Raw genomic sequence first — 14,505 nt, forward strand, 5'->3', positions numbered from 1 at the left:
ACACGCGGCCCGTTCCGGGGCCGGGCGGCCGCCGGATTCCCCGCCCGGGCAGGGTCGCGCCCGGGTACGGGTTAGCCTGGATGGTCGGTGCGGAGCCAGAGGAGAGCAAGCGTGCGGGTCGGAGCGGTCGAGTGAAGTTCCTGCACACCTCCGACTGGCACCTGGGCCGGTCCTTCCACCGCGTGAACCTGCTCGGGGCCCAGGCCGCCTTCGTCGACCACCTCGTCGAAGCCGTCCGGGAGCACGAGGTCGACGCCGTCCTCGTCGCCGGCGACGTCTACGACCGCGCCGTGCCCCCGCTGCCCGCCGTCGAGCTCTACGACCGGGCCCTGCACCGGCTCGCCGACCTCGGCGTCCCGACCGTGATGATCTCCGGGAACCACGACTCCGCCCGCCGCCTCGGGGTCGGCGCCGGACTGATCGGACGGGCCGGGATCCACCTCAGGACCGACCCCGCCGGCTGCGCCGACCCGGTGCTGCTGGCCGACGACCACGGTGACGTGGCCTTCTACGGGCTGCCCTACCTGGAACCGGTCCTGGTCAAGGACACCTTCGGCGCCGAGAAGGCCGGCCACGAGGCGGTGCTGGGCGCGGCCATGGACCGGATCCGGGCCGACCTGGCCGGACGGGCCGCCGGCACCCGCTCCGTGGTCCTCGCCCACGCCTTCGTCACCGGCGGGCAGGCCAGCGACAGCGAACGCGACATCGCCGTCGGCGGGGTCGAGGCCGTCCCCGCCTCCGTCTTCGACGGGGTCGACTACGCCGCCCTCGGCCACCTCCACGGCTGCCAGACGATCAACGAACGGGTCCGCTACTCCGGTTCCCCGCTCGCCTACTCCTTCTCCGAGGCCACCCACCGCAAGACCATGTGGCTCGTCGACCTCGGCCCGGCCGGGGAGATCACCGCCGAGCGGATCGACACCCCCGTGCCCCGCCCCCTCGCCCGGCTGCGCGGACGCCTGGAGGACCTCCTCGACGACCCCGCGCACACCGCGTACGAGGACTCCTGGATCGAGGCCACCCTCACCGATCCCGCCCGCCCCGAGGACCCGATGGCCCGGCTCGCCGCCCGCTTCCCGCACGCCCTCAGCCTCGCCTTCGACCCCGAGGGCCGCGAGGAGGACGGCACGGCCTCCTACGCCCAGCGCCTCAAGGGCCGCAGCGACCAGGAGATCGCCGAGGACTTCGTCGCCCACGTCCGCGGCGGCGGCACCGCCGACGAGGCCGAGCGCGCCGTGCTGCGCGGCGCCTTCGAGGCCGTCCGCGCCGAGGACGGCCGTCAGGAGGCCGGCCGATGAGGCTGCACCGGCTCCGCATCACCGCCTTCGGCCCCTTCGCCGAACCCCAGACCATCGACTTCGACTCCCTCTCCGGCGCCGGGATCTTCCTGCTCCACGGCCCCACCGGCGCCGGCAAGACCTCCGTCCTCGACGCCGTCTGCTACGCCCTCTACGGATCCGTCCCCGGCTCCCGCCAGGCCCCCGGCACCACCCTGCGCAGCGACCACGCCGCCCCCGACACCCCCACCGAGGTCACCCTCGAACTCACCGCGGGCGGACGCCGCCTGGAGATCACCCGGCGCCCCGAACAGGACCGCCCCAAGAAGCGCGGCACCGGCACCACCAAGGACAAGGCCCAGTCCTGGCTCCGCGAGCACACCGCCGACGGCTGGACCGCCCTCAGCCGCTCCCACCAGGAGATCGGCGAGGAGGTCGAACAGCTCCTCGGCATGAGCCGCGAGCAGTTCTGCCAGGTCGTCCTGCTGCCCCAGGGGGAGTTCGCCCAGTTCCTGCGGGCCGGCGCCGAGGCCCGCGGCCGGCTCCTCGGCCGGCTCTTCGACACCCGCCGCTTCGCCGCCGTCGAGACCCTGCTCGCCGACCGCCGTCGCGCCGCCGAGGCGAAGGTGCGGGCCGGCGACGAGAAGGTGCTCGCCGCCGCCCAGCGCCTCGACCAGGCCGCCGGGCACAGCGCCGACCTGCGGGCCTGGCCGCTGCCCGGCCACCAGCCCGGGGACCCCGGCCTCGCCGACGCCGTCCGTGCCTGGGCCGCCGTCGCCCGCTGCTCCGCCCGGGAACGGCTCACCGTCGCCGAGTACGCGCTCGCCGCCGTCGAGGGACGCCACGCGGCCGCCCGGCGCGACGCCGAGGAGGCGCGGGAACTCGACCGGCTCCAGCACCGCCACGCCGAAACCGCCCGCCGGGCGGACCGGCTGGCGCAGGCCGGGCCGGAGCGCGAGCGGGTACGGGCCCTGCTGGACCGGGCCCGCCGGGGCGCCCTCGTGGCCCCCGCCCTGGAACTGCGCGGGGCCGCGGCCGCCGCCCACCTCACCGCCGCGCACGCGGAAACCCTGGCCCGCGCGGAACTGCCCCCGCCGCTCGCCGGAGCCGGCACCGAGCAGCTCGCCGCCGTCGAGCAGCGCCTGCGCGAGGACCTCGGCGCGGCCGGCGCCGCCCAGCGCGCGGAACAGCGCAGCGCCGAGATCGGCCGGGAGCGCGCCACGCTGGAGCGGGAGTCCCGGGACGCCGACGAGCGGTACCAGGAGTCCGCCGAGTGGCTCGCCCGCTGGGAGGCCACCCGGGCCGCCCTCCAGGAGAAGGTCGACTCCGCGCAGCAGGCCCTCACCCTCGCCGAGCAGCTGGCAGGGCGGCTGGAGCCGGCCCGGATGCAGCTGACGGCCGCCCGGCGCCGCGACTCCCTCGCCGCCGACGCCGCAGCCGCCGCGGGCGAACTGCTGCGGGCGCGCGAGGAGGCGTCCGCCGCCCGGGAGACCTGGCTGGAGCTGAAGGAGGCCCGGCTGCGCGGCATCGCCGCCGAGCTGGCCGCCGCCCTCACCTCCGGGGAGCCCTGCACGGTGTGCGGGTCCGCCGAGCACCCCGACCCGGCCCGCCCCGCTCCCGGGCACGTGGACCGTGCCGCCGAGGACGCCGCCCACGCCCGGTTCGAGCAGGCCGAGGAGCGCAGGGCCGCCGTCGAGCGGCGGCTCGCCGCCGTCCGGGAGGCCGAGGCCGAGGCCGCGTCCGCCGCCGGGGACGCCACCACCGCCGAGCTCCTCGACCTCACCGCCGACCTGAGCGCCCGCCACGCCGCCGCCCACGCGGACGCCGCCGCGCTGCACACCGCCCGCGAGCGGCTCGCCCGCGCCGAGCGGGAGCACCAGGCGCGCAGCTCCGAACGGCTCGAAGCCGAACGCCGGGCCGCCGCCCGGGCCTCCCGGCGCGAGGCCCTCGACGAGGAGCAGGCCTCCCTCGAAGCCGAACTGGTCCTCGTCCGCGCCGACTCGCCCAGCGTCGCCGCCCGCGCCCGCACCCTCGAGGACCGGATCCGGATGGTGACCACGGCCGCCGCCGCGCTGCGCCGGGCCGAGACCACCGCCGCCCGGCTGAAGGAGGCCGACGGGCAGCTCGCCGACGCCGCCTTCAAGGCCGGGTTCGACACCACCGAGCAGGCCGCCGACGCCGTCCTCCCCGAGTACGAGCGCACCGCCCTCCAGCACCGCCTCGACACCTGTCAGGCCGAGGAGGCGATGCTGGCCGACCGGCACGCCGAGCGGGACACCGCCGCCGCGGCAGCCCTGCCCCCCGCCGAGCCGGCCGCCGCCGCGGCCGCCGAGGAGCGGGCCGCCGCGCGGCTGCGCTCCGCCGCCTCGGCGGTGGACGCCGCCCGGGTGCGGTGCGCCGAGCTGGACCGGCTCTCGCGCCAGGCGGAGCAGGAGCTGCGCGCCCTGGGCCCGCTGCGCGAGGCGTACGAGCGGGTGGCCCGGCTGGCCGGGCTCACCGCGGGCACCTCCGCCGACAACGAGCGCAAGATGCGGCTGGAGTCGTACGTACTGGCCGCACGGCTGGAGCAGGTCGCCGCCGCCGCGACCGTACGGCTGCTGCGCATGTCCGGCGGCCGCTACACCCTCGTCCACTCCGACGCCAGGTCCGGCGGGCGCGGGCGCTCCGGGCTGGGCCTGCACGTACTGGACGCCTGGACCGGCAGCGAGCGGGACACCGCCACCCTCTCGGGCGGCGAGACCTTCTTCGCCTCCCTCGCCCTCGCCCTGGGCCTGGCCGACGTGGTCACCGACGAGGCGGGCGGCATGCGCCTGGACACCCTCTTCATCGACGAGGGCTTCGGCAGCCTCGACGAGCAGGCGCTGGACGAGGTGCTCGACGTACTGGACTCGCTGCGCGAGCGCGACCGCAGCGTCGGCATCGTCAGCCACGTCGGTGACCTGCGCACCCGGGTCCAGGCGCAGCTGGAGATCGTCAAGCAGCGCGGCGGCTCCGTGGTGCGCCACCGCACGGCGGGCGTCACGGACTGAGCGGACGCCGGGCGAGCGGGGACGAGTAGACGACGCTGGTGGTCACCGGGCCCAGCCCGGAGATCCGGCCGGTGACCTCCTCGAGGTGGCCCATCGAGCGGGCGGCCACCTTGAGGACGAAGCAGTCGTCCCCGGTCACGTGGTGGGCCTCCAGGATCTCGGGGGTCGCCTCCAGGAAGTCGTGGAACGGCTTGTAGTTGCCGTGCGGATAGCGCAGCCGCACCAGCGCCAGGATGCCCTTGCCGAGCTTCTCGTGGTCGACCACCGCCGTGTAGCCGGTGATGATCCCGGCCTCCTCCAGCCGGCGGACCCGCTCGGTGACGGCGCTCGCGGACATCGACACGGTGCGGGCGAGTTCGGTGAAACTGGCGCGGCCGTCCTGCTGGAGCGCCGCGAGGATCCGCCAGTCGGTGGCGTCGGGGGAATAACCGGTCATGGTGGAGGTCTAGCAGGGGAATCCCCGGGGGAACAAGGGAAAGGCCGGGGAAACCCACTTCTCACCTTGATCGTCCGCTCGTAGATTTTGAGCCATGACGACGACGCAGAACCAGACCCCCGCCCCCGCCCCCGTCAACCCCGTGCTCCGGGTCCCCCCGGCGGCCCCGGCCGCCGCGGCCGCCTACTTCGCCGCGAGCCTGGCCTTCCACGCGGACGTGTCGGACGTCGCCGCCGCCTTCAAGGCCCACCGCGAGCAGGGCGCCGACCTCGGCTTCCAGCTGGTCGACTCCCGCTCCACGCCCTCCTGGGACCAGGCCCACGTACCGGGCGCGATCCACCTGCCCACCGCGCTCATCCCCGAGCAGGCCGAGAAGCTCCTCGACAAGAACGTCCCCGTGGTGACCTACTGCTGGGGCCCGGGCTGCAACGGGGGCACCCGCTCCGCCCTCGCCCTCGCCGAACTGGGCTTCCAGGTCAAGGAGATGCTCGGCGGCATCGAGTACTGGATCCGCGAGGGCTTCGAGGTCGAGACCTGGGAGGGCAGCCGGCAGCGCGCGGAGGCCGACCCGCTGACCGCCCCCACCGACTCGGACGACTGCGGCTGCTGAACCCGCACCGCCCGCGGCACGGCGCGGGGCCGCCCGCCCCCTCGGGGGAACGGGCGGCCCGGCGGTCCGTCCGGCCGGTCAGAGCCGGGACAGCTCGTCCAGCAGGTCGTCCAGCCCCAGCGAACCCTGGGACAGCGCCGCCATGTGCCACTTCTTCAGGTCGAAGGAATCGCCGTGTGCGGCACGGGCGTTGTCACGCCCCAGCAGCCAGGCCCGCTCGCCCAGCTTGTACCCGATGGCCTGGCCCGGCATCGACAGGTAGCGGGTCAGCTCGCTCTCGACGAAGTCCCCCGGCCGGCCGCTGTGCAGACCGAAGAACTCCTGAGCCAGGTCCACCGTCCAGCGCTCGCCCGGGTGGAACGGCGAGTCCGCCGGGATCTCCAACCCCAGGTGCATGCCGATGTCGACGATCACCCGCGCGGCGCGCATCATCTGGCAGTCCAGGTAGCCCAGCCGCTGCTCGGCGTCCTTCAGGTAGCCCAGCTCGTCCATCAGCCGCTCCGCGTACAGCGCCCAGCCCTCGGCGTTGGCGCTGACCAGCCCGACGCTCGCCTGGTACCGGGAGAGCCGGTCTGCGACGTGGGTCCACTGCGCGAGCTGGAGGTGGTGGCCCGGAACGCCCTCGTGGTACCAGGTCGACACCAGGTCGTACACCGGGAAGCGGGTCTGGCCCATCGTCGGCAGCCAGGTGCGGCCCGGGCGGGAGAAGTCCTCGGAGGGGTTGGTGTAGTACGGGGCCGCGGCGCCGCCCGGCGGGGCGATCATCGATTCGACCCGCTTGACCCGCTCGGCGAGTTCGAAGTGGGTGCCGTCGAGGTTCTCGATGGCCTCGTCCATCAGGCCCTGCAGCCAGTCGCGGACCTCGTCGACGCCCTCGATGTGGGTGCCGTGCTCGTCCAGGTGCCGCAGCGCGTCCCACGGGTCCTCGCAGCCCGGCAGGATCTTGCCCGCCTCGGACTTCATCTCGGCGAGCAGCCGGTGGTACTCGGACCAGCCGTAGGCGTACGCCTCGTCCAGGTCCAGGTCCGTGCCGTTGAAGTAGCGCGACCAGCGCGCGTAGCGCTCGCGGCCCACCGGGTCCGGCGAGTCCGCGACGGCCGGCGCGTACACGTCGCGCATCCAGTCGCGCAGTCCGGCCACGGCCGCCGTCGCACCGGCCGCCGCCCCGTCCAGCTCCGCGCGCAGGGACTCCGGTCCGGCGGAGGCGAACGCGCCGAAGAAGTCCCGGGCGCCGTCGCCGTCCTGGCCGGCCCAGGTGGTGAGCTGCTCGACGAAAGTGGCGGCGGGGCGCGGGCTGCCGTGCAGGCCGCGCTCCAGGCCGAGGGCGAGGCTCTCGCGGTACCCGGCGAGGCAGGCCGGGACGGCGCGCAGCCGCTCGGCGATCGCGGCCCAGTCCTCCTCGGTGTCGGCCGGGGTGAGGGTGAACACCTCGCGGACGGCGTGCGCGGGGGAGTGGATGTTGCTGACCGCCCGCAGGTCCTCGTCGGCCTCGTGCACCGCGAGTTCGGCGTTCAGCCGCTCGCGCAGCAGCCGGGCGCAGCGGCGCTCGGCGTCCGTGTCGGCGCCGGGCAGCAGCTCGGCGGCGTCCAGCCGGGCGAGGGTGGCGCGCAGCAGTCCGGCGAGCGCGGAGCGGCCCGCGGGGGAGTAGTCGGGCAGCCGGCTCGAACTGGTGGCGACGCCGAGGTAGGTGCCCTGGATCGGGTCCAGTGCGATGAGGTCGTCGACGTAGGCGTCGGCGACCTGACGGGGCAGACGCGCTGCGCGGTCGGTGTGGAGGGTCTCTGACATGCGGACATCTTCGTACGCGGGAGGCCTGCTGTCATCACCATGGCCGCTCAGCCTCCTGACGGAGGGCTGGGCGGCCGGGGACCTACGACTTCCGGGGCGCGGGCCCCCGTTCAGCACCCGGGGTTCTTCCGGGTCCCGTACGGGGCCTGCGCGCGCGGGAGTTCGTAGGGCAGGCGCGTGACGACCGGAGTCGCGTCGAGGCGGGCGGTGATCACCAGGGTGCCCTCCTCGATCTGGTAGTCGAGGGGCAGGCCGAGGCCGCGCATGGCCGCGACCATCCCGGTGTTGGAGGCCTGCGTGACGGCGTACACGCTGTCGCACCCGGCCTCGACGGCCATCGCGACGAGGCGGCGCAGCAGCTGCGAACCGATGCCGCGGCGCTGCCAGTCGTCCTCGATGAGCAGGGCCACCTCGGTCTCGTCGCCGTCCCACAGCAGGTGGCCGAGGGCGACGAGCCTGCCGGAGGCGGTGGTGGCGGCGAGCGTGCGGCCGAAGCGGGGGCTCAGCAGGTGGCCGAGGTAGCGGTCGGCGTCGGCGACCGGGCCGTGGTAGCGCAGGCCGAGGGTGCGCTCGCTGCACCGCTCGTGCATGGCGCGGGCGGCCTCCAGGTCGGAGGCGTCGGCGCGGCGCACGGTGATCTCGTTGCCCTCGGGCAGGGTCAGCACGTCCTGGCTCCGGGGCATCCGGTGCCCGAGGCGCGCGTCGAGCTCGACGAGGGCGCGGGCGCGGGCGAACTCGGTCGGGGTGAAGGGCAGGTAGGGCCGCTCCACGGTGATCGCGCCGCCCGAGGGGTCGCGCAGCCGCATCACCGTGGACTCCAGGACGCCCTCGACGGGGGCGTCGGCGCCCGCGTTGGGGCGGCCGGAGAGAGTGGTGGCGGGGATCGACTGGATGGTGCAGCGGCCGAGCAGCTGGCGCAGGGCGAGCGGGAGTTCGGCGGCGTCCAGGGCGGTGCGGGTGGCCAGGCCCAGCACCCGGGTGGGGGCGTCCACCAGGTCGTGGGCGTCGGCGCGCTCGATCCAGGTGCTGCGGCCTCCGGCCTGGGCGACGGCGCGGGTCAGGCCGGCGGCCGCCAGCTCGCGCGGGGAGCGCAGCAGGAACTCGTCGACCGTGCCGCCCTCGGGGAGGGGGTGCGTCTGCAGGGTCAGGATGTCGACGCCCTCGCGGGCGAGCGCGGTGCACAGCGCGGCGAGACTGCCGGGCTCGTCGCGCACGGTCGTCCGCATCCGCCAGAGCGCCGGGTTGGCGGACGGCTCCGCCGCCGTCCCCGTGGCGGCGGCCGGATCGGAGGGGGCCTTGGCCGCCGGGGGCGGGGCATGGCTGTGCCGGCGCGCCCACCAGGTGTGGAAGGCGGCCGTGACCAGGAGCGCGACGGCCGAGGCGACCAGCAGGACGGGGCCGTCCGGGCCGTGCGCGACGAGGTTGGCGATGCCGTCGGCGACCGCGACGGCGCAGAAGAGGGCGGCGAGTTCGACGAGGTCCCGGCGCCAGTGGTGGCGGTGGGGGCGCGGGGCGGCGGAGAGGGGGTTGCGATCAGTCATGCACCCCACTCTGGCTCAGGGGTGTTGCGTGATCACGAACTGTCTGTGACCGACTGGTTAAGCGTCGATCTGGTCGGTTTCGCCTGGTTTTCCAGTGGATTTCCACTGGCGACCGGCCGGCCGGTCGACGGCGGACCGCCGACCGGGAGCCGGGCGGTGGTCACGACTGTCCGACGCGGCCCGGCTGGAGCACCCTGGTGAAGAGTACGCCGCCTCCCTGGCGGCGCAACCGGACGGTGAGCTCCCCGCTGCCGCCGTCGATCTCCACCTCGCCGTAGTACGGGGGGTTCTCGGCCGGGGACATGTTGGCGACCGGCGCCGACTGGACGAACTCCGCCTTCGCCCCGAAGGTCGCGTCGAGCCGGCCCGCCGGGAAGCCGCCCGCGCCGATCGGACCGGACACGAACTCCCAGAACGGTGCGAAGTCGGAGAAGGCCGCGCGCTCGGGCGCGTAGTGGTTGGCGGCGGTGTAGTGGACGTCGGCGGTGAGCCAGAGGGTGCCGGTGATGTGCCGGTGCTTGATGTGGCGCAGGAGGTCGGCGATCTGGAGCTCGCGCCCCAGCGGGGCGCCGGGGTCGCCCTGGGCCACCGCCTCGAAGTCCACCGCCCCGTCGGGGACGACGATGCCCAGCGGCATGTCCGCGGCGATCACCTTCCACGTGGCCCGGGAGCGCGAGAGCTCCCGCTTCAGCCAGGCCAGCTGCTCGGTGCCGAGGATGCCGACGGGGTCCTCGGTCTGGCGGCCGGGGGAGTTGGCGTCGCGGTGGGTGCGCATGTCCAGCACGAACACGTCCAGCAGCGGGCCGTGCCGCACCACCCGGTACATCCGCCCCTCGGCGCGCCCGCCGCGCAGGTCCGTGACCGGGAAGTACTCGCCGAAGGCCTGGCGGGCGCGGGCGGCGAGGGTGTCGACGTCCTTGACGGTGTAACGCGGGTCGTCGAGCAGCTGGCCGGGATACCAGTTGTTGCGCACCTCGTGGTCGTCCCACTGGGCGACCACGGGGACCTGGGCGTAGAAGTCGCGCAGGTTGCGGTCCAGCAGGTTGTAGCGGAAGTTCCCGCGGAACTCGTCCAGGGTCTCCGCGACCTTGGACTTCTCCTCGGTGGTGACGTTGTGCCAGACGCGGCCGTCGGGCAGCGGCACGGCGGCCTTGATCGGCCCGTCCGCGTAGATCGTGTCCCCGCTGAAGAGGAAGAAGTCGGGGTCGCGCAGCCGCATCTCGTCGAAGACCCGGTACCCGCCCAGCTCGGGGTTGATCCCCCAGCCCTGGCCCGCCAGGTCCCCGGACCACAGGAAGCGCACGTCGTGGCGGCGGGAGACGGGGGTGGTGCGGAAGCTGCCGCGCACCGGCTCGCCGGAGCGGCGGGGGTCGTCCGGGTCGGTGAGCACCACCCGGTAGTGGATGCGCTGGCCGGGCGGCAGGTCGCGCAGGGTGGTGGTGCCGGTGTGGTCGGTGGCGGGGCCGAGGAAGGGCCCGCCGTGCCGGCGGACGCCGTAGCGGAACGACTCGCTCGGGGAGGTTTCCACGTACATCCGGGCGGGGCGGTCGGAACGGGTCCAGACGGCGGCCGAGTGGGAGGTGACCTCTCCCGACTGGGTCCCCCAGAGCGCCGCCGGGCGTCCGGAGCGGACGAAGGCGGGCGCCCGCCGGGGGGAGGCCAGGGCGGGTGAGCCGAGCGCGGTGGACAGGGCCAGGCCCAGCGGGACGGCGAGGGAACCGCCGAGCAGGGTCCGGCGGGTGTGCGGCATCGGTGCCATGGGGTGCGTCTCCAGGGGCCGGCGGGAGCGGGCCGGACCAGTGTGCCTTCGCACACGGGACCGACCGCGTCGCCCACGCGAACCCCGGATGAACAGCCGTCAGCCGCTCATGTGCGGTCCGCCGCCGGCGCTGCCGCCCTCCCGGTCCCCTGCGGTGGCCGTGTCCAGGATGACGCGGGCCACGAGCGCCGGGTCGTCGTTCATCGGCACGTGGCCGCAGCCCGGGAGCCGCACCAGCCGCGCCCCGGGGACGGTGTGCTTGGCCCGCACGCCCTGGCGGCGCAGCAGCAGCCGGTCGCGGGTGCCCCAGGCGATGGTGACCGGGATCCCGGGGACGTCGTGGGTGAAGCGTACGGAGCCGCCCGCCGCCAGGGTCTGCTCGAAGCCGGCGGCCTCCCGCAGCGCGAGGGTTTCGGCCACCACCGCCTCCGGGGTGCGGTGGGCGGGGCGGGCGTAGATGGTGCCGGTGAGGGCGGCGCGGCCGGCGCCGCTGCGGGAGAGCCGGTCCAGGGCCGGCCGGGGCAGGGCCCGGGCCCCGGCGCGCATGGCGCGCAGCGTGGTGAAGGCGTAGCGCCGCTCGGGCTCCGACCAGAACCCGGCGGGGGAGAGGGCGGTGACCGAGCGGGCGAGGCCGGTGCGGCCCATGTCCAGGGCGAGCAGCCCGCCCAGGGAGTTGCCCGCGACGTGCGGGCGCTCGACGCCGAGCGCCGCGCAGAGCGCGCCGAGGGCCGGGGTGATGGTGGCGAGGTCGTAGGGGACGCCCGCGGGCAGCGGCCCGGAGGCGCCGAAGCCGGGCAGGTCGACCGCGATGACGTCGTGGGCGGAGGCCAGGACGTGGGCCACCGGATCCCAGGCCTGGAGGTGGTGGCCGATGCCGTGCAGCAGGAGAAGCGGTTCGCCGGCGCCCTTGCGCTCGTAGGCGACGGTGGCGGTGCGGGGGCCCAGCGGCGAATCGATCGTGAAGGAGACCGTGGCGGTCATGCTGCTCCTCGTCGGGTGGACGCGTATGAGACAGGCCGTCAGTAATGACTGCGTCCATGATTACCGTCGAGTAGCGTCCGGCTACAAGGCTTTGCGAAGTCCGCGCGACGAACGGGTGCCGAGCGGGTGCCGAGCGAGAACATCCTGTGAACGGGTTGCTACATATGCCCGATCTGCCCGGCAAAGCGGCCAGGATTGGTCTTGACCAAGGGGGTGCGCCGTCCTATCGTCGCGGATAGTGCAGGAACCTTTAATAAACAAGGGCGCGGAACTGCGGCGCGAAAACGCCGCTGGAACACGGCGATGCCGGACACGGTGACAGCGGCGATTGCAGGAGGAGTCAGGGTGGGGACGACGCAGCTCGAATCGGTGCCGGAGCCGAAGTACTGGCACCTGAAGACCGTGCTCAGCGACGCGCTGGACCAGGACTTCGCGGTCGGCGAGGTCCTGCCGAACGAACGTGAGCTCGCCGCGCGCTTCGGCGTCGCGCGCGCCACCCTGCGGCAGGCCCTGGAGCAGCTCGAACTCGAAGGCCGCCTCCAGCGCCGCCGCGGCGTCGGCACCACCGTGGCCCCGCCGCGGGTGGGCGTCGCCGTCGGCAGCGCCCAGCAGGGCTGGCCCGGCGAGGGCGCCGACGGCTGGGAGGCCGTCGACGCGGTCGAGACCGTCCCCGCCGCCGCCGTACTGGGGCTCCTCGGCACCGCCGCCGGGGAGGCCGTGCACACCGTGCGCCGGACCCGCGTCACGCAGGGCCAGGCCGTCGCCGCCGAGCTGCTGTACGTGCCGGCCGCCTCGGTCCCCGGGCTCTCCGCCATCGACGCCCCCGTCGGCCCCGCCCGGGCCCGCGCCGTCATGCGGGAACTCCAGCGGCTCGCCCTGGAGGGGCAGGACCGCTCGGTCGAGCTGGGCTCCGCCCGCGCCGACGACGCCAAGGAGCTGGACCGGCTGCCCGGCGCGCCCGTGCTCCTGGTGACCACCCGCTACTTCACCGCCGCGGGCACCGCCGCCGTCTCGGTGGCCACCTACCGCGCCGACACCTGCCGCCTCACCTTCGGCGACTCCGGCGTGGAGATCACGGAGACCCGCGCGGCCTCCTGAGCCCCGACCCCGCCCACGCGGACCCCGGGAGCCCCACGGGCCCCGGGGTCTTCCGCATCCCGGGGCGCCGCCCGACGGTCAGCGGCGGGCGGTGACCGTACGCTCCACCGCGAAGAGCTCTTCCTCCACGTGGTCCAGGGCCAGGCGCAGGGCCCCCGTCGCCACGGCGGCCTCGCCGAGCATGGACAGCGCCACCCGCGGCGGGCGTAGGCAGTACCGCTCCAGCTCCCGGCGCAGCGGCTCCAGGACCCCGTCCAGTCCGGCCGCCCAGCCGCCCACGACCACGAGCTCCGGATCCATCGCCAGCACCAGCGCCGCCACGTCGTGCACCAGCCGCTGGAGGAACCGGTCCACCGCGGCCACTGCGCGCTCGTCGCCCCGCCTGGCCATCGCGAACACCTCGGCGACCGCCGGCTCGTCCAACGGGTGGAGCGGTTCGCCCGTCGTGGACAGCAGCCGCTCCGGGGTGGCCTCCCGGCCCAGGAGGTGCAGGGCACCGATCTCGCCCGCCGCCCCGCCGTAGCCCCGGTGCAGCCGGCCGCCGATCAGCGAGCCGGCGCCCGGGCTGAGCCCGGCCATCACGAACACCATGTCGTCGGTGTCCCGCGCCGCGCCCTTCCAGTGTTCGGCGAGCGCCGCCGCGTTCGCGTCGTTCTCCACCTGGACCGGGCAGCGGAACGAACGCTGCAGCCGCTCGCCGAGCGGCAGCCCCGTCCAGCCCGGCAGGGCCGTACCGAGGCGGACCGTCCCGTCGGCCTCGACGATGCCGGGGCTGCCCACGCCGACCGCGCGCAGCGAGTCGCGGGGGATCCCGGCCCGGCGCAGCAGATCGGCGACGGCCGCCCTGACGCGTTCCAGGCGCTCATCGGCCGAGGCCGTCTCCGAGACGTCCTTGGTGCCGGCCCCGATGACCCGGCCGTCGAGCCCGGACAGCAGGACCGCGACCCGGTGGGAGCCGATCTCGATGCCGAGCAGGTGCCCCGCCTCGGCGCGGAAGCGGAACCTCCTCGCCGGCCGGCCCTGGCGGCGTGCGCCTTCCTCGGCGTCCGCCTCGACCACCAGGCCCGTTCCGATCAGCCCCTCCACGACCCCCTCGACGGTCGGCCGGGAGAGCCCGGTCACCCGGGTGAGGTCGGTGAGGGTAGGCGATCCGGCCGCCCGCAGCGCACGAAGCACCACGGCCGAATTGATGCGCCGGAGCAGAGAGGGATCCCCGCCGGTCAGCTGCCCCAACGTGTGTCCTCCCAGCTAACGACCCTGTCAGGCGGATCGTACTGCGCCCCCGCCTCGGCGGCGAGAAGCGGCCCCCCTACCGGCCGAAACCGGACCTCGCTTCAGGCCGGAGCGACGAAGCCCGACTCGTACGCCGTGATCACCGCCTGGGTCCGGTCGCGCGCCCCGAGCTTGCCCAGGACCGCGCTGACATGAGACTTCACGGTCTCCGTGCCGACGATCAGCTCGCGGGCGATCTCCACGTTGGTCAGACCCCGGGCCATGAGCCGCAGCACCGCCTCCTCGCGCTCCGTCAGCGCGGCCCGCTCCAGGACCGCACGGGCCTCCCGGTTCCCGTACTCGGCGGCGAGGGCCCGCACGGCCGCGGGGAAGAGCAGCGTCTCGCCCTCGGCCACGAGCCGCACCGCGTGCACGATCTCCGAGGGGCGGGCCCGCTTCAGCAGGAAGCCGTCGGCTCCGGCACGCAGCGCCTGGTAGACGTACTCGTCGTTCTCGAAGGTCGTCACCACGAGGATCTTCGGCGGGGAGTCCACCGACCGCAGGACCGCCCTGGTCGCCTCGATCCCGTCGAGCAGCGGCATCCGTACGTCCATCGCCACCACGTCCGGCCGCAACTGCCGCACGAGGGGAATGACGGACGCCCCGTCCGCGGCCTCACCCACCACCTCGATGTCGGGCTGTGCCTCCAGGACGGCGCGCAGACCCGCGCGCACCAGGGGCTCGTCGTCGACGAGCAGTACGGTAACCGGCATC

The 14,505-nt window shown here is 75.0% G+C and carries 11 protein-coding genes; 4 read left to right on the top strand and 7 right to left on the bottom strand.

Annotated elements, in window-relative coordinates; all coding sequences use genetic code 11:
* Positions 1 to 131: 131 nt before the first annotated feature.
* Positions 132 to 1,298, top strand: coding sequence for an exonuclease SbcCD subunit D (locus ACIPW5_RS26930; protein ID WP_401249876.1), 1,167 nt, complete (start codon positions 132 to 134; stop codon positions 1,296 to 1,298).
* The gene (locus ACIPW5_RS26935; protein ID WP_401249879.1) at positions 1,295 to 4,306 is read left to right on the top strand and encodes an AAA family ATPase; all 3,012 of its coding nucleotides are present in this window, start codon (positions 1,295 to 1,297) and stop codon (positions 4,304 to 4,306) included. Before ACIPW5_RS26930 ends, ACIPW5_RS26935 begins: the two co-directional genes overlap by 4 nt.
* On the opposite strand, the gene ACIPW5_RS26940 is transcribed toward ACIPW5_RS26935, so the two are convergent.
* Positions 4,296 to 4,742 (bottom strand): Lrp/AsnC family transcriptional regulator, encoded by a 447-nt coding sequence (locus ACIPW5_RS26940; RefSeq protein ID WP_401249881.1) that lies wholly within the window; start codon positions 4,740 to 4,742, stop codon positions 4,296 to 4,298. The two genes, ACIPW5_RS26935 and ACIPW5_RS26940, sit on opposite strands and share 11 nt — an antisense overlap.
* 94 nt (positions 4,743 to 4,836) lie before the next feature.
* Here ACIPW5_RS26940 and ACIPW5_RS26945 point away from each other — a divergent pair, with 94 nt between their 5' ends.
* The gene (locus tag ACIPW5_RS26945) at positions 4,837 to 5,352 is read left to right on the top strand and encodes a rhodanese-like domain-containing protein (protein ID WP_401249884.1); all 516 of its coding nucleotides are present in this window, start codon (positions 4,837 to 4,839) and stop codon (positions 5,350 to 5,352) included.
* 78 nt (positions 5,353 to 5,430) lie between these two features.
* Here ACIPW5_RS26945 and ACIPW5_RS26950 read toward each other — a convergent pair whose 3' ends face one another.
* The 4 genes from ACIPW5_RS26950 to ACIPW5_RS26965 all read right to left on the bottom strand — a co-directional run bounded on the left by ACIPW5_RS26950 (position 5,431) and on the right by ACIPW5_RS26965 (position 11,421).
* A complete protein-coding gene (locus ACIPW5_RS26950) occupies positions 5,431 to 7,140 on the bottom strand; it encodes a DUF885 domain-containing protein (protein WP_401249887.1) in 1,710 nt (569 codons plus the stop codon).
* Between the two features lie 110 nt (positions 7,141 to 7,250).
* Positions 7,251 to 8,681 carry a GNAT family N-acetyltransferase gene (locus tag ACIPW5_RS26955; RefSeq protein WP_401249889.1) on the bottom strand — a complete coding sequence of 477 codons (1,431 nt, stop codon included), beginning with the start codon at positions 8,679 to 8,681 and terminating at the stop codon, positions 7,251 to 7,253.
* A 160-nt stretch (positions 8,682 to 8,841) separates the two neighbouring features.
* Positions 8,842 to 10,431: an alkaline phosphatase D family protein gene (locus ACIPW5_RS26960; protein WP_401250158.1), complete on the bottom strand. Its 1,590-nt coding sequence runs from the start codon at positions 10,429 to 10,431 to the stop codon at positions 8,842 to 8,844.
* Positions 10,432 to 10,539: 108 nt separating this feature from the next.
* On the bottom strand, positions 10,540 to 11,421 hold the full coding sequence (locus tag ACIPW5_RS26965; protein WP_401249891.1) for an alpha/beta fold hydrolase: 882 nt from the start codon (positions 11,419 to 11,421) through the stop codon (positions 10,540 to 10,542).
* A gap of 345 nt (positions 11,422 to 11,766) precedes the next feature.
* Between ACIPW5_RS26965 and ACIPW5_RS26970 the strand changes: the two genes are divergently transcribed.
* Positions 11,767 to 12,519: a GntR family transcriptional regulator gene (locus ACIPW5_RS26970; protein WP_401249893.1), complete on the top strand. Its 753-nt coding sequence runs from the start codon at positions 11,767 to 11,769 to the stop codon at positions 12,517 to 12,519.
* Between the two features lie 78 nt (positions 12,520 to 12,597).
* Here ACIPW5_RS26970 and ACIPW5_RS26975 read toward each other — a convergent pair whose 3' ends face one another.
* Positions 12,598 to 13,752, bottom strand: a complete 1,155-nt coding sequence (locus ACIPW5_RS26975; RefSeq protein ID WP_401249896.1) for an ROK family transcriptional regulator — start codon at positions 13,750 to 13,752, stop codon at positions 12,598 to 12,600.
* A gap of 101 nt (positions 13,753 to 13,853) precedes the next feature.
* On the bottom strand, positions 13,854 to 14,504 hold the full coding sequence (locus tag ACIPW5_RS26980; protein ID WP_401249899.1) for a response regulator: 651 nt from the start codon (positions 14,502 to 14,504) through the stop codon (positions 13,854 to 13,856).
* Between the last annotated feature and the right edge of the window lies 1 nt (position 14,505).

The sequence above is a fragment of the Streptomyces sp. NPDC090077 genome, assembly GCF_044747545.1.
Taxonomy (GTDB): domain Bacteria; phylum Actinomycetota; class Actinomycetes; order Streptomycetales; family Streptomycetaceae; genus Streptomyces.